Annotated in this window: 16 protein-coding genes; 10 read left to right on the forward strand and 6 right to left on the reverse strand. The window is 67.9% G+C overall.

What is annotated here, in order from left to right; translation table 11 throughout:
• Positions 1 to 10: 10 nt before the first annotated feature.
• From ABL838_RS24780 to ABL838_RS24795, 4 genes are all read right to left on the reverse strand, one after another.
• Positions 11 to 1,063 (reverse strand): NAD(P)H-dependent glycerol-3-phosphate dehydrogenase, encoded by a 1,053-nt coding sequence (locus ABL838_RS24780; RefSeq protein WP_418122378.1) that lies wholly within the window; start codon positions 1,061 to 1,063, stop codon positions 11 to 13.
• A 42-nt stretch (positions 1,064 to 1,105) separates the two neighbouring features.
• Entirely contained in the window at positions 1,106 to 1,570 is a 465-nt protein-coding gene (gene secB / locus ABL838_RS24785) for a protein-export chaperone SecB (protein ID WP_093198195.1), read from the reverse strand.
• A gap of 119 nt (positions 1,571 to 1,689) precedes the next feature.
• The gene (grxC, locus tag ABL838_RS24790; protein ID WP_126024726.1) at positions 1,690 to 1,950 is read right to left on the reverse strand and encodes a glutaredoxin 3; all 261 of its coding nucleotides are present in this window, start codon (positions 1,948 to 1,950) and stop codon (positions 1,690 to 1,692) included.
• 21 nt (positions 1,951 to 1,971) lie between these two features.
• The gene (locus ABL838_RS24795) at positions 1,972 to 2,355 is read right to left on the reverse strand and encodes a rhodanese-like domain-containing protein (protein WP_418125908.1); all 384 of its coding nucleotides are present in this window, start codon (positions 2,353 to 2,355) and stop codon (positions 1,972 to 1,974) included.
• A gap of 105 nt (positions 2,356 to 2,460) precedes the next feature.
• Between ABL838_RS24795 and gpmA the strand changes: the two genes are divergently transcribed.
• The 3 genes from gpmA to ABL838_RS24810 all read left to right on the forward strand — a co-directional run bounded on the left by gpmA (position 2,461) and on the right by ABL838_RS24810 (position 5,662).
• Positions 2,461 to 3,204 (forward strand): 2,3-diphosphoglycerate-dependent phosphoglycerate mutase, encoded by a 744-nt coding sequence (gene gpmA / locus ABL838_RS24800; protein WP_126024724.1) that lies wholly within the window; start codon positions 2,461 to 2,463, stop codon positions 3,202 to 3,204.
• Positions 3,205 to 3,330: 126 nt separating this feature from the next.
• A complete protein-coding gene (locus tag ABL838_RS24805; protein WP_126024802.1) occupies positions 3,331 to 4,773 on the forward strand; it encodes a S41 family peptidase in 1,443 nt (480 codons plus the stop codon).
• Between the two features lie 115 nt (positions 4,774 to 4,888).
• On the forward strand, positions 4,889 to 5,662 hold the full coding sequence (locus ABL838_RS24810) for a HesA/MoeB/ThiF family protein (RefSeq protein ID WP_126024723.1): 774 nt from the start codon (positions 4,889 to 4,891) through the stop codon (positions 5,660 to 5,662).
• Here the strand turns inward: ABL838_RS24810 and ABL838_RS24815 are convergent.
• Positions 5,659 to 7,701 (reverse strand): AsmA family protein, encoded by a 2,043-nt coding sequence (locus ABL838_RS24815; protein WP_418122379.1) that lies wholly within the window; start codon positions 7,699 to 7,701, stop codon positions 5,659 to 5,661. The genes ABL838_RS24810 and ABL838_RS24815 overlap by 4 nt on opposite strands.
• A 236-nt stretch (positions 7,702 to 7,937) precedes the next feature.
• On the opposite strand from ABL838_RS24815, the gene ABL838_RS24820 reads away from it, so the two are divergent.
• Positions 7,938 to 8,351 carry a response regulator transcription factor gene (locus ABL838_RS24820; RefSeq protein WP_184642541.1) on the forward strand — a complete coding sequence of 138 codons (414 nt, stop codon included), beginning with the start codon at positions 7,938 to 7,940 and terminating at the stop codon, positions 8,349 to 8,351.
• Positions 8,352 to 8,412: 61 nt separating this feature from the next.
• Here the strand turns inward: ABL838_RS24820 and ABL838_RS24825 are convergent, their stop codons facing one another.
• Positions 8,413 to 9,045, reverse strand: a complete 633-nt coding sequence (locus tag ABL838_RS24825; protein WP_019656595.1) for a response regulator transcription factor — start codon at positions 9,043 to 9,045, stop codon at positions 8,413 to 8,415.
• A 131-nt stretch (positions 9,046 to 9,176) separates the two neighbouring features.
• Here ABL838_RS24825 and ABL838_RS24830 point away from each other — a divergent pair, with 131 nt between their 5' ends.
• The 6 genes from ABL838_RS24830 to ABL838_RS24855 all read left to right on the forward strand — a co-directional run bounded on the left by ABL838_RS24830 (position 9,177) and on the right by ABL838_RS24855 (position 12,865).
• The gene (locus ABL838_RS24830) at positions 9,177 to 10,496 is read left to right on the forward strand and encodes a CHASE3 domain-containing protein (protein WP_126024801.1); all 1,320 of its coding nucleotides are present in this window, start codon (positions 9,177 to 9,179) and stop codon (positions 10,494 to 10,496) included.
• Between the two features lie 208 nt (positions 10,497 to 10,704).
• Positions 10,705 to 10,869, forward strand: a complete 165-nt coding sequence (locus tag ABL838_RS24835; RefSeq protein ID WP_093198217.1) for a DUF1328 domain-containing protein — start codon at positions 10,705 to 10,707, stop codon at positions 10,867 to 10,869.
• A 54-nt stretch (positions 10,870 to 10,923) separates the two neighbouring features.
• Complete coding sequence (locus ABL838_RS24840) at positions 10,924 to 11,301, forward strand: hypothetical protein (protein WP_418122381.1); 378 nt, start codon at positions 10,924 to 10,926, stop codon at positions 11,299 to 11,301.
• 43 nt (positions 11,302 to 11,344) lie between these two features.
• Positions 11,345 to 11,728: a hypothetical protein gene (locus ABL838_RS24845; protein ID WP_418122383.1), complete on the forward strand. Its 384-nt coding sequence runs from the start codon at positions 11,345 to 11,347 to the stop codon at positions 11,726 to 11,728.
• Positions 11,715 to 12,299: a hypothetical protein gene (locus ABL838_RS24850; RefSeq protein ID WP_418122385.1), complete on the forward strand. Its 585-nt coding sequence runs from the start codon at positions 11,715 to 11,717 to the stop codon at positions 12,297 to 12,299. Before ABL838_RS24845 ends, ABL838_RS24850 begins: the two co-directional genes overlap by 14 nt.
• Positions 12,296 to 12,865, forward strand: coding sequence for a ferritin-like domain-containing protein (locus ABL838_RS24855; RefSeq protein WP_126024717.1), 570 nt, complete (start codon positions 12,296 to 12,298; stop codon positions 12,863 to 12,865). The genes ABL838_RS24850 and ABL838_RS24855 overlap by 4 nt, the downstream gene beginning before the upstream one ends.
• The last annotated feature ends 31 nt before the right edge of the window (positions 12,866 to 12,896 follow it).

Consider the following 12,896-nt stretch of genomic DNA (forward strand, 5'->3'; position numbering starts at 1 on the left):
TGCGTTTTTCTCAGGGGGATTGACGGGGGGAAGCGGTGGCGCCCGGCTGGGGCTGCTGCACCGATTCCGGCACCGGCTCGCGGCCGACGAGGGCCGCCACGGCGTCCTGGGGGCTCATGCGGCCATCGAGCAGCGCGACCACGCCCTCGGCGATGGGCATCTCGAGGCCGAGGCCGCGCGCGCGCTGCACCACGGTGCGGGCGCAATACACGCCCTCGGCCACGTGGCCCAGCGAATCGACGGCCTGCGCCAGCGTGCGGCCCTGCGCGAGCAGCAGGCCGACCTTGCGGTTGCGCGACAGGTCGCCAGTGGAGGTGAGCACCAGGTCGCCCAGGCCAGAAAGGCCCATGAACGTCTCGGCGCGGGCGCCCAGCGCGAGGCCGAAGCGCGTCATTTCGGCAAGGCCGCGGGTGATGAGCGCCGCGCGGGCGTTGAGCCCCAGCGCGAGGCCGTCGCACAGCCCGGTGGCGATGGCCAGCACGTTCTTGACCGCGCCGCCCACCTCGACGCCCACGATGTCCTCGTTGGCATAGACGCGCAGCGCGGGGCCGTGGAAGGCGTCGACCAGCATGTCGCGCACGGCGGCGTGCGGACTGGCGGCCACCAGCGCGGTCGGCCGGCCTTCGGCTACTTCCTGCGCGAAGCTGGGGCCGCTGAGCACGCCCGCTCTCAATTCAGGAGCAACCTGCGCCCAGATCTCGTGGGCCAGCAGGCCGAAGGATGCGGGCGAAGACGCGTCGAGCGCGGGCTCGACGCCCTTGCACAGCCAGGCCACGGCGGCGGCGGTGCCGCGCAGTGCGATGAGCTGCTCGCGCAGGGCGGCCATCGGGGTGGCCACGATGACGAGGTCGGCGCCGGCCTGCGCCTGGGCGATGTCGCCGGCGCGCACGGCCAGCGAGGCCGGCAGGGCCAGCCCGGGCAGGTAGCGGGAGTTTTCGCGCGCGGCCGACATGGCGTCGGCCTGGGCGGCGTCGCGCGCCCAGAGCGTGACTTCGTGGCGGGCCGCCGCGTTGACGGCGACCGCCGTGCCCCAGGCGCCGGCGCCATGAACGCAGATCTTCATCGGCGTCGGTGGCTGCTGCGGCTGTACGGCTTCAAGCCGTGATTACTGCGCCAGCGAGGGCGCAGCCTGGCCGGCGGCCTGGGCCTGCTGCTGCTCGTACATGGCCTGGAAGTTGATTTCGGCCAGGTGCACGGGCGGGAAGCCGCCGCGCTGGATCACGTCGGCCACGTTGCCGCGCAGGTAGGGGTAGACGATCTGCGGGCAGGCGATGCCGAGGATGGCGCCCATCTGCTCTTCGGGCAGATGGCGGATCTCGAAGATGCCGGCCTGCTTGGCCTCGACCAGGAATACGGTCTTGTCGCCGATCTTGGTCTGCACGGTGGCGGCCACGGTGATCTCGAAGATGCCTTCAGCCACGGGCTGTGCGTCCACGCCGAGCTGGATGTCGACGGTGGGCTGCTCCTGCTCCAGCAGGATCGCGGGCGAATTGGGCTGCTCGAGCGACAGGTCCTTGAGGTAGACGCGCTGGATCTGGAAGACGGGATCTTGGGCTTGCTGGTCGGCCATGGCTGAACTTTCGAGGATCAAAACAATGCCCGCCGGGGAGGGGGTCCCGCAGCGGGCTGCAGATGAGTGAACTGGCGATTATGGCCCCGTCGCAGGACGGTTCCGGGGCAGGGCCGGTTTCAGGCGCCCTGCAGCAGCGGAACCAGGCCGCCGCGGCTGTCGAGCGCCATCAGGTCGTCGCAGCCGCCCACGTGGGTGTCGCCGATGAAGATCTGGGGCACCGTGCGGCGCTGGGTGATCTCCATCATGGTGTTGCGGGCCTGGGGGTCGGTGTCGATGCGGATCTCCTCGATCTGCTCGACGCCCTTGGACTTCAGGATCTGCTTCGCGCGTATGCAATAGGGGCAAACGGCGGTGGTGTACATCTTGACTGCTTGCATACGCTCCATCTCGGGGGGATTTCAGGCTTTTTCAACCGGCAGGTTAGCCTCTTTCCACGCCTTCAGCCCGCCGGACACCGCTTGGGCCTGCTCGTAACCGAGCTTCTTGGCCACCGCCACGGCGCGCTGGGCGCGGGCGCCTGTGGCGCAGACCAGCAGCAGCGGCACGTTCTTGTTCTTGACCGCGCCGGCGAGCTTTTCCTCGAGCTGGTTCAGGGGAACGTTCCTGGCGCCGATCATGTGGCCGGTGGCGAACTCCTCGGGCTCGCGCACGTCGACCAGCACGGCGCGCTCGCGGTTGATGAGCTGCACGGCGCCCTGCGCGGTGAGCGTTCCGCCGCCCGCCCCCCGCACCAGCGGCCAGGCCAGCATGGCACCCGAGCTGAGCGCGATCAGGATCAGCATCCAGTTCGCGGTGACGAATTCGATCAATTTCACGGGGGTTCCTTGAATGGCAAACCGGGGATTTTAGAATGCGGGGTTTCGCAAGCGCAGCCAAAGGCCTCCCACATGCACAAACTGGTATTGATCCGTCACGGTGAATCGACCTGGAATCTCGAAAACCGCTTCACCGGATGGACCGACGTCGACCTGACCGAAACCGGCGTCGAACAGGCCAAGCAGGCCGGCCGGCTGCTCAAGGCCGAAGGCTACGACTTCGACGTCGCCTACACGAGCGTGCTCAAGCGCGCCACCCGCACCCTGTGGCACACGCTCGACGAACTCGACCGCACCTGGCTGCCCGTGGTGCATTCCTGGCGCCTCAACGAGCGCCACTACGGCGGCCTGCAGGGCCTGAACAAGGCCGAAACCGCCAAGAAATACGGCGACGAGCAGGTGCTGGTCTGGCGCCGCAGCTACGGCACCCCGCCCCCGCCGCTGGAAGCCGACGACCCGCGCAGCGAACGCGGCGACGTGCGCTACGCCAAGCTGTCGCCCGAGCAGATCCCGCTGACCGAGTGCCTGAAGGACACCGTGGCGCGCGTGCTGCCCTTCTGGAACGAATCGATGGCGCCGGCCATCCGCACCGGCCGCCGGCTGGTGGTGGCGGCCCACGGCAACTCGATCCGCGCGCTGGTGAAGTACCTCGACGGCATCTCCGACGACGACATCGTCGGGCTGAACATCCCCAACGGCATCCCGCTGGTGTACGAGCTCGACGACGACCTCAAGCCCCTGCGCCACTACTACCTCGGCGATGCCGCGGCCGCCGAGAAGGCCGCCGCCGCGGTGGCATCGCAGGGCAAGGGCTGAGAAGGCCCGCCAGGAGCGCCCTGAAAAGCCCCCGTCCGGCGCTCCACCCGTGGAACCCCGGCAAACAATTTGCTTCCAAGCTGTGTATATTGGACTGACAGCCGCCGACAAGGACAACCACTCATGATGGGCCAGAAACTCAAGATCACCGGCTGGGTCGCCGCCGGCGCCGTTGCAGGCGTCCTGACCACCGTCTCGCTGCAGACAGTCGCGCGCGGCTCGCTCGCGCCCCTGCCGCTCGAGGAATTGCAGCAGCTCGCCGCCGTCTTCGGAATGGTCAAGAGCGACTACGTGGAGCCGGTCGACGAGAAGAAGCTGATCTCCGACGCCATCTCCGGCATGGTCGCCGGGCTCGACCCCCACTCCCAGTACTTCGACAAGAAGTCCTTCAAGGAATTCAGGGAAGGCACCACGGGCCGCTTCGTCGGCGTGGGCATCGAGATTTCGCAGGAAGACGGCCTCATCAAGGTCGTCTCGCCCATCGAGGGCTCCCCCGCCTTCCGCGCGGGCCTCAAGCCCAATGACCTGATCACCAAGATCGACGACACCGCCGTGCGCGGCCTGTCGCTGAACGAGGCGGTCAAGCGCATGCGCGGCGAAGCCAACACCAAGGTGCTGCTGACCATCTTCCGCAAGGACGAGAGCCGCACCTTCCCCGTGACCATCACGCGTGAAGAGATCCGCACGCAGTCGGTCCGCGGCAAGATGATCGAGCCCGGCTACGGCTGGATCCGCCTCTCGCAGTTCCAGGAGCGCACCGTCGACGACTTCGTCAAGAAGATCGACGAGCTCTACAAGGAAGACCCGAACCTCAAGGGCCTGGTGCTCGACCTGCGCAACGACCCGGGCGGCCTGCTCGACGCGGCCGTGGCGGTGTCGTCGGCCTTCCTGCCCGAGAACGTCACGGTGGTCACCACCGACGGCCAGCTGGCCGAGAGCAAGTCGGTCTACAAGGCAGCGCCGGAGTTCTACCAGCGCCGTTCGGGCAGCGACCCGCTGCGCAGCCTGCCGGCCGCGCTGAAGACCGTGCCGCTGGTGGTGCTGGTGAACGAAGGCTCGGCTTCCGCCAGCGAGATCGTCGCCGGCGCGCTGCAGGACCACAAGCGCGCCACCATCATGGGCAGCCAGACCTTCGGCAAGGGCTCGGTGCAGACGGTGCGCCCGCTCGGCCCCGACACCGGCCTGAAGATCACCACCGCGCGCTACTACACGCCCAGCGGCACCTCGATCCAGGCCAAGGGCATCGTGCCGAATGTGCTGGTCGACGAAAGCGCCGAGGGCAGCCCCTTCGCCGCCCTGCGCATGCGCGAGGCCGACCTCGAGAAGCACCTGGCCAGCGGCCAGGGCCCCGAAGTCAAGGACCCGGAACGCGAAAAGGCCCGCGACGAAGCCCGCAAGCGCCTCGAGGAAGAAGCCAAGAAGCCGCCGCAGGACCGCAAGGTGCCCGAGTTCGGCACCGACAAGGACTTCCCGCTCGTGCAGGCGCTCAACCGCCTGAAGGGCCAGCCGGTGCTCGTGAGCAAGACGCAGGTCATCGTCGACAACAAGGAAGAGAAGAAAGAGAACTGAGCCGGGCAAGTCGGTTCTTTTCAGGAATACCGCGGAACCGGCCTTGCCGGGCCGCCGGTATTGCCCCCGGTAGGGGGTGGGCGGCCACACGAAGTGGGCAAGCCTGGGGGCGAGCATGAATGATCACCAGCTGCTGCGCTATTCGCGCCACATCCTTCTGGAAGAATTCGGCATTGACGGGCAGGCCCGTGTCAGTGCCGGACGGGTTCTGGTCATAGGCGCCGGCGGGCTGGGCTCGCCGGTGGCCCTGTACCTTGCGGCAGCGGGCGTCGGCCACATCGTGCTGGTCGACGACGACGAAGTCGACCTCACCAATCTCCAGCGCCAGGTGGCCCACACCCATGCGCGCGTCGGCCTGCCGAAGGTCGAATCAGCCGCGCAGGCCATGCGCGACATCAACTCCGACATCGCCATCGAAACCCACGCACTGCGCGCCGACGAGGCGCTGCTGTCGCGCCTCGTGGCCGAGGCCGACGTGGTGGTCGACTGCTGCGACAACTTCGCCACCCGGCAGGCCGTCAACCGTGCCTGCGTGGCGCATGCGAAGCCGCTGGTGGCGGGCGCGGCGATCCGTTTCGACGGGCAATTGAGCGTCTACGACACCCGCGACGCCGCCTCGCCCTGCTATGCCTGCCTGTTCCCGCCCGATGCGAGCTTCGAGGAAACGCGCTGCGCGGTGCTCGGCGTGTTCGGCCCGGTGGTCGGCACCATCGGCACGCTGCAGGCCAGCGAGGCACTGAAGCTGCTGGCCGGCATCGGCCCGTCCCTGGCGGGCAAGCTGCTGATGTTCGACGGGCGCAGCACCTCGTTCGACACGCTGCGGGTGGCGCGCGATCCGCACTGCAGCGTCTGCGCGCAACGCGCGACCTTCCCCTCCACTCCGGTCTAGTTGGGCTGCTTCGCGCCCTTCGCCCGGGCGGCGCCCTTGGCTGCCGCCCCCGCCGTGGGCTTGTTCGCCTGCGCCACCACGCCCTGGCAGTTCGAATCCTCGCCCGGGCCCGGCTCGATGGTCGCGGCAAGTGCCAGCAGCGGATTGACCGCCCCCAGCGCCAGCGCGGCCAGTCCGCGTCCGGCCAGCGGGCCGACCTCCAGGCCGCCCTTGGGATCGCCGAATGTGCCGCCCACCACCAGCGGCGTGCGGATCGAGAGGATGTTCTTGCTCTTGGGCTCGGGGCGGATCACGAAATCCAGCCCCTCGGTCGCCAGGTTGGCCTGGCCGGTGGCGATGAAGACGGCGTTGGTGGTGTCCACCACCAGCGTGCGCCCGGTCATCAGGCCCTTGTTGACGTCGAAGGCCAGGGCCGCGCAGCGCAGCTCCACGTTGCGGTCGCCGCGCAGGATGAACTTGATGATGTCGCCGCCCACCAGCGTCGCGAACACCGGCAGCAGGTTGCCGAACTGCCCGCGTCCGGAGATGACCGCCACATCGCCCGACGCGCCGCCGAGCCAGTTGGCGACGGTGCTGCCGGAGCCCGAGAGATTGATGCGCCCGTCCAGCCTGCCGACGCTGTTTCCGGTGGTTTCGAGCTTCGGGAACAGCCGCGCCAGCTGCATGGCCCGGGCGTCGAGCGAGGCGCGGATGTCCGCGGGCTTCTTCGAGCCGTCGATGCGGATCGCGCCGCTGAGCCTGCCGCCGGCCACGCCCAGGTCGAGCGGATCGAGCGTGAGCACGCCTTCGGCCAGCTTCACCTGCACGCTGCCGCGCTCCAGCGGCACTTCGCGCACGTTGCGTATGCGATCGGCCGTGTACTTCACGTCGGCGTTCATGGCGCGCAGGCGATCGAAGTCCAGCGGCGCCGTGGGCAGCACCTTGCCGCCGGGCCGCTTGACCTGGGTGACTGTGGGCGGCGGCGCGACCCCTTCCACCGTGGCGGCGGTGCGCGCCGTGGGCGGCAGGCCGATCAGCGGGCCCAGGTCGTCCATGTCCATCACGTTCGAGCGCAGGTCGCCCGCCAGGTGCGGCAGCTTGCCGGACTGGTCGAAGCGCATGTCGCCCGCGATGTCGGACAGGCCCAGGCGCCCCTTCAGGCCCGAGGCCTCCCACAGCTTGCCGCGCTTGTCGAGCTTGCCGCTCAGGGTGTAGGGCGAGGTCTGCGGCAGCGCGATGCCCAGCAGCGGGAACAGCGCACCCAGCGTCTGGCCCTTGATGTCGAACCTGGCGTCGATGCCGTCCAGGTCCGACAGGCGCGCGACCGTGCCGGCCGCCCTCAGCTGCGTCTGGCCCGCAGCGGCGCGGATCTCGATCGGGAAAGGCGGCGCGTTCGTGGCCTCGATCTGCAGCACATTGCCCGTGCGCCCGCTGGCGGTCAGCGGCTGGCCCTTGTAGCGGCCCTTGATGCGGTAGTCCAGCGGCATCTCGCCGCGGCCGCTGTCGTAGTTCAGATCGGCATGCAGGTCCACGCCGAGGTGCTTGGCCAGGAAGTCGACCGCGCCGCTGTCGATCTGCACCTGGCCGATGGTGGGCACGGTACCGCCTTCGGAGCTGTCCTTGCCTTCCTTGCCCAGCGACCATGTGCGGCGGCCGTCGGCTTCCATCTGCAGTCCCACCGTGGGCGAGGAAAGCACCAGCCTGGGAATGACGATGCTGCTCGAGATCAGCGGCCAGAGGCGTATGTCGAAGTCGGCACGCTCCGCCTTCACCAGATAGGGATCGCGCGCCCATGAGGGGTTGGCGAACTCCACGCCGTCCAGCCTCACCGTGGCCTGCCGCCAGCCCAGGCCCACGTCGAGCCGCCGGGTGATCTCGAACTTGCGCCCGGTCTTCTCGCTGACGTAGCGGTTGACCGGTTCGCGCAGCACGTCCCAAGGGAAGAAGGCGAGCCCGATCGCCAGCAACGCAACCAGCAGCACGAGGCCCGCCAGCAGCTTCTGCCAGAGCGGCCGGCCGCGCAGGACGCCGGCCTTCTTCGGTACGTTCGTCGTTGCCATGGGCTCCTTGTAACTCAGTCGATCGCCCCGCCGCGGTCGGCCACGAACCGCAGAGATCGTGAGGGATTGCCTACTGGAGGCCTTCGCAGGCCGCGTCGGAACCCGCCTACAGCCACCAGCCGCCGAAGCTTGCATGATGCGCGCAGGGGACGAAGCAAAGTCGAGTGGCAGGCAGTTCCTGCCAACGGGCGCACGCTGAAGGCGTCCGCAAAAGCTCAGAGGAAGAGTGGTTCGGCATGGATTCCAGATTGCAGACTTATGTTGTCGAAGACAACCTCACGATCCGTGAAAACCTCATCGGCACGCTGGAAGAGCTCACCTGTACCACCGTGGTCGGCTTCGCCGACACAGAGAGCGGCGCGCGCGCATGGCTGCTCGGCCACGACGGCGATTGGGACCTCATGATCGTCGACCTCTTCCTCAAGCAGGGCAGCGGCCTGGGCGTGCTGCAGGCCTGCCAGGCCCGCAAGCCGGTGCAGAAGGTGGTGGTGCTCAGCAACTACGCGACGCCCGACATCCGGCGGCGCTGCGCGGAATTCGGGGTCGATGCGGTTTTCGACAAGTCGAACGAGATCGACGCGCTGGTCGAGTTCTGCCTCGTGCAGGCCCGAGACCGGGCCTCGCGCTCCTCGCCCGGAGCCACCGGCTGAGCAATGAAAGAAGAAGCGAGAAGAAGCCCCCTTGGACCCCTTCGCCGCCCATCAGCCGATCTCAGTCGATCAGCTTGTTCTTCAGCGCGTAGTACGTGAGGTCGCTGTTGGAGGAGAGATTCATCTTCTCCATCAGGCGCGTGCGGTAGGTGCTCACGGTCTTCACCGACAGCGACAGCGTCTTGGCGATGTCACCGGCGGTCTCGCCCTTGGCGAGCTTGAGGAACACCTGGAATTCACGCTCCGAGAGCTGCTCGTGCGGCGCGGCGTCGTCCTTGCGGTCGAGCTGGCGGGCCAGCAGTTCGGCCACGGCGGGCGTGATGTAGCGCCGGCCCAGGGCGATGGTGCGGATGGCGTTGACGATCTCGATGGGATCGCATTCCTTGTTGAGGTACCCGCTCGCCCCCTGACGGATCAGGTTCATCGCGTAGTGCTCCTCGGGGTATCCGCTCAGGATGAGGATGCCCACGTCCGGCGCCTTGGCGCGGATCATGGCGAGTGCGTCGATACCGCTTTGCCCGGGCATCGAAAGGTCCATGACCAGCACGTCCAGCTCCGTGGTGCGCACCAGTTCGATGGCCTCGCGGCCGCTGGCAGCTTCACCCGCCACGCGCAGGTCCACGTGCTCGGAGAAGAACTGCCGGAGGCCCGATCGCACGATGGCGTGGTCGTCCACAATTCCGATTTTGATCATTTGTTACTTTCGTCGTTGTGTTGCGCACCCGAGGGTCGCAACATGCCAGGTCCCTGATTGTTGTCAATTATTCACGAACTTGCGCCGCAAGCAGCCTTGAAAGTTTCATGCACTGGTTAGCCCCACCAAGAATGGCCGTGAGCCTGCTGCTCGCGGCACTGGCCGCGCTGGCCCTCGTCGGCATCAACGAGGCCGGGTACCGGCAGTCCAGCCGCGCCCTCGCCGACATCGACGAGGCTCAGCAGGTGCGCGGCACGCTCAACCAGCTGCTGCAGAACATGCTGGACGCCGAGACCGGCCAGAGAGGCTACCTGCTGACCGGCGAGGCCGGCTACCGAAAGCCCTACGACGACGCGGTCAAGCAGGTCGACGGCCACCTCGCCACCTTGCGCCGCCTGTACGCCGGCCGGCCGGCCGAGCTCGCCCAGCTGACCGAGCTGTCGAAGCACGTGCTGCGCAAGATCGCCGAGATGGACATGAGCGTGCGCCTGCGCCAGGACGGCAAGGAGGACGCCTGGAAGTTCGTCATCACCACCGACGTCGGCAAGGAGGAGATGGAGGCCATCCGCACCACCGCCGGCGAGCTGGTGAAGATCAGCAACGGCACCCTGCACCAGAGCCAGGCGCAGGTGCTGCGCTCGCTGCAGCTGGCGCGCATCGGCACCTCCATCGTGGCAGTGGCCGCGCTGATCGCCTTCTTCCTGTATCTGCGGCAGACCCATGCGCTGCGCTCCATCGGCGAGCGCCAGCAGGAGGCCCTGCAGCGCGAGCGCAACGCCCTGGAAGACGAGGTGCGCGAGCGCACAGCCTCGCTGGCCGAACTGGCGACCCACCTCCAGGACGTGCGCGAAACCGAGCGCGGCTTCCTTGCGCGCGAACTGCACGACGAACTGGGCTCGCTGCTCACCGCCGCCAAGCTCGACGTGGCGCGGCTGAAGTCGCGGCTGGCGGACGCGCCCGACGCGATCCAGCGGCTGCAGCACCTGACCGAGCTGCTCAACAGCGGCATCGCGCTGAAGCGCCGGATCATCGAGGACCTGCGGCCCTCCTCGCTGGCCAACCTCGGGCTGGTCGCTTCGCTGGAGATCCTGGGGCGCGAGTTCGGCGAGCGCTCGGGCCTGCAGGTGGAGATGGTGCTGGAGCCGGTGACCATGGATGAATCGCGCCAGCTCACCATCTACCGGATGGTGCAGGAGAGCCTCACCAACATCGGCAAGTACGCCGAGGCCACCGAGGCCACCATCGTCCTGAAGAACTACGACAACCACGTGGTGGTGGAAGTGGCGGACAACGGCAAGGGCTTCGACACGCTTCGCGTGCGGCCCTCCACCCACGGCCTCGCGGGGATGCGGCACCGCGTGGAAGCCGCGCGCGGCAGGCTCACGGTGGCATCGGTGCCGGGCAAGGGCACGCGGCTGAGCGCCATGCTGCCGATCGTCAAGCCGGCCTGAGCCCGGGCCGGGACGGTAGAGGCCGGCACTTCTGCACACGCCGCCGCAAGGCCACTCGGCCATCTCCTACGCACCCCAGCCACGGCCGCTGACAGGTCAGGGACGGCCCTCCATTTAAGGTTGCATCCATGGCGCCGGAGCCTTCCTTTTCTGGGGAGTCCGGTGCGATGTTTTCAAGACAACGAGCCAAGCCTCGAAGGAGTTCCACATGCTGCATTACGCCGTGGTGTTTCTGGTCATCGCCCTGATCGCCGCCCTCTTCGGGTTCGGCGGCATCGCCGCCAGCGCGGTGGGCATCGCCAAGATCCTCTTCGTGATCTTCGTGATCCTCGCGATCGCGAGCTTCCTTGCCGGCTTGCTACGACGCAAGTAGCGTCGTTACGATCAACAGGCTTGCGCATTTCACTTTTCCGGAAAGGACTTTCAAATGAACACGACGACCAAGACTCCCTCGCAAATCGCCGAAGAAGCGCGCCAGACCGCCCGTGACGCGGTCGAAACGACCCGCGCCTATGCACAGAACGCGGTGAATGCGGCGGGCGAAAAGGTCCGCGACCTGCAGCGCGATTCCGAGCCGGCCGTCGAGCAGCTGGCCGCCCGCGTGCAGCAAGCCGTTCAGCGCGGCCTGGACGCCGCGTCCACCACCGGTGCGCGCGCACAGCGCCGCCTCGAACAGGCAGCCGACGTCACGGGCCGCTACATCTCCGACCAGCCCGTGCGCTCGGTGCTGCTGGCAGCGGCGGCCGGCGCCGCCATCACCGCGCTCATCGTGCTGGCCAGCCGCCGCAGCCGCGACGACTACTGATTGACACGGCAACAGGCGTTCATCGTCGATCGAACCCGGCACCATGCTCCATCCGATTTTTTCCACGGTGCTCGGGCATCCGGAACTCGTCGCTGAACACCTCGCCAACTACGCCGCCCTCATCCGGCAGGAATCCGCCCAGGCGGGACGCGGCATCGCCGCACGCATCGTCGCGGCCGTGCTGGCGGTGGCCACCATCACCCTGGCGCTCGGACTGATAGGCGTTGCGATCCTGCTGGGCGTGATGCACGGCAGCTTCCACTGGGTGCTTGTGGCCGTTCCGGGCGTGGCCGTGGTGATCGCGGCCATCTGCACCTGGTACGCGGCGCGGCCCGCACCCCACTACGCCTTCGAGGATCTGCGCTCGCAGCTCGATGCCGACCTGCAGGCCCTGCACGAAGCCGGAGCGCGCCATGACCGGTACTGAGCGCCGCAATTCGCATCCAGAGCAACTCTCGCCTCAGCAGCGCCTGGCCCTTTCGCGCCGCGCGCTGGTGCGGCAGCTGAACGGCGGCGTGGACGACGACAGCCATCAAGGCCGCGGCCACGCCGGCTCCGATCCCCGGTTGGACGACCTGGAATACGCACACTATGAAGCGCAGGCCACAGGCCGGCGCCAAGGCCACCCGCACGAAAGAGGAGAAGGAGATCCCGCAGGGCAAGGGGAACGCGGAGGCAGCCGAAGAAGAAACGAGAACGTATGGCTCGCCGTGGGGCGCAGCGTGCTGGAACGCTGGTGGCGCAGGCATCCCGCGCATGCGGTCGGCCAGCTGGCGCGGCCGATGCTGGAGCACTACGCCCGCAAGGAGCCGGCCAAGCTGATGGCAGCCGCGGCCGCCACGGGCGCGCTGCTGGTGCTGGCCAAGCCCTGGCGACTGCTGTCGGCGACGGCGGTGCTCGCGGCCGTACTGAAGACATCCGACGTGGCCGACCTCGTCAATACCCTGATGAGCAAGACCCCGAATTCAACTCGCCCCCCACGAAAGGACTCTCCATGAAAAACGACGTTTCCTCCACGGCAGCCTCCTCCAAGGCCTCCGGCCACCAGCACCTGGCGCTCGACCAGAGCGGCCTCGACGCAGCCCGCAACAGCCTGGACGACGGTGCCGTCACGCCGAGCTACGGCCCCTGGCGCGACGACGTCGTGAAGCTCCTGAACGATGCGCTGGCCACCGAGCTGGTCTGCATCCTGCGCTACAAGCGCCACTACTTCACCGCCAACGGCGTGGAGTCGCCGGCCATCGCCGACGAGTTCCTGGTGCACGCCAACGAAGAGTCGGCCCATGCCGACCTCATCGCCGAACGCATCGTGCAGCTGGGCGGCGAACCCGACTTCGCGCCCACGCACCTGCTCGAACGCAGCCATGCCTCCTACGACGAATCGACCGACCTGCAGTCGATGGTGCGCGCCAACCTGATCGCCGAGCGTATCGCTGTGGAGTCGTACCGCCAGATGATCTCGCTCATCGGCGACAAGGACCCGACCACGCGCCGCATGCTCGAAGGCATCCTCGCCGATGAAGAGGAGCATGCCGACGAACTGAAGGACTGGCTCGGCCACTGAGCGACGAAGGCCCCGCCCATGAGAAAGCCCG

The sequence above is a fragment of the Variovorax sp. 160MFSha2.1 genome, assembly GCF_048305075.1.
GTDB lineage: Bacteria > Pseudomonadota > Gammaproteobacteria > Burkholderiales > Burkholderiaceae_C > Variovorax > Variovorax guangxiensis.

Excerpts from the sequence above, each read along its gene's own strand:
- ABL838_RS24780 (WP_418122378.1), bottom strand. The coding sequence starts at position 1,063 with ATGAAGATCTGCGTTCATGGCGCCGGCGCCTGGGGCACGGCGGTCGCC.
- secB (WP_093198195.1), bottom strand. The coding sequence starts at position 1,570 with ATGGCCGACCAGCAAGCCCAAGATCCCGTCTTCCAGATCCAGCGCGTC.
- grxC (WP_126024726.1), bottom strand. The coding sequence starts at position 1,950 with ATGCAAGCAGTCAAGATGTACACCACCGCCGTTTGCCCCTATTGCATA.
- ABL838_RS24795 (WP_418125908.1), bottom strand. The coding sequence starts at position 2,355 with ATGCTGATCCTGATCGCGCTCAGCTCGGGTGCCATGCTGGCCTGGCCG.
- gpmA (WP_126024724.1), top strand. The coding sequence starts at position 2,461 with ATGCACAAACTGGTATTGATCCGTCACGGTGAATCGACCTGGAATCTC.
- ABL838_RS24805 (WP_126024802.1), top strand. The coding sequence starts at position 3,331 with ATGGGCCAGAAACTCAAGATCACCGGCTGGGTCGCCGCCGGCGCCGTT.
- ABL838_RS24810 (WP_126024723.1), top strand. The coding sequence starts at position 4,889 with ATGAATGATCACCAGCTGCTGCGCTATTCGCGCCACATCCTTCTGGAA.
- ABL838_RS24815 (WP_418122379.1), bottom strand. The coding sequence starts at position 7,701 with ATGGCAACGACGAACGTACCGAAGAAGGCCGGCGTCCTGCGCGGCCGG.
- ABL838_RS24820 (WP_184642541.1), top strand. The coding sequence starts at position 7,938 with ATGGATTCCAGATTGCAGACTTATGTTGTCGAAGACAACCTCACGATC.
- ABL838_RS24825 (WP_019656595.1), bottom strand. The coding sequence starts at position 9,045 with ATGATCAAAATCGGAATTGTGGACGACCACGCCATCGTGCGATCGGGC.
- ABL838_RS24830 (WP_126024801.1), top strand. The coding sequence starts at position 9,177 with ATGGCCGTGAGCCTGCTGCTCGCGGCACTGGCCGCGCTGGCCCTCGTC.
- ABL838_RS24835 (WP_093198217.1), top strand. The coding sequence starts at position 10,705 with ATGCTGCATTACGCCGTGGTGTTTCTGGTCATCGCCCTGATCGCCGCC.
- ABL838_RS24840 (WP_418122381.1), top strand. The coding sequence starts at position 10,924 with ATGAACACGACGACCAAGACTCCCTCGCAAATCGCCGAAGAAGCGCGC.
- ABL838_RS24845 (WP_418122383.1), top strand. The coding sequence starts at position 11,345 with ATGCTCCATCCGATTTTTTCCACGGTGCTCGGGCATCCGGAACTCGTC.
- ABL838_RS24850 (WP_418122385.1), top strand. The coding sequence starts at position 11,715 with ATGACCGGTACTGAGCGCCGCAATTCGCATCCAGAGCAACTCTCGCCT.
- ABL838_RS24855 (WP_126024717.1), top strand. The coding sequence starts at position 12,296 with ATGAAAAACGACGTTTCCTCCACGGCAGCCTCCTCCAAGGCCTCCGGC.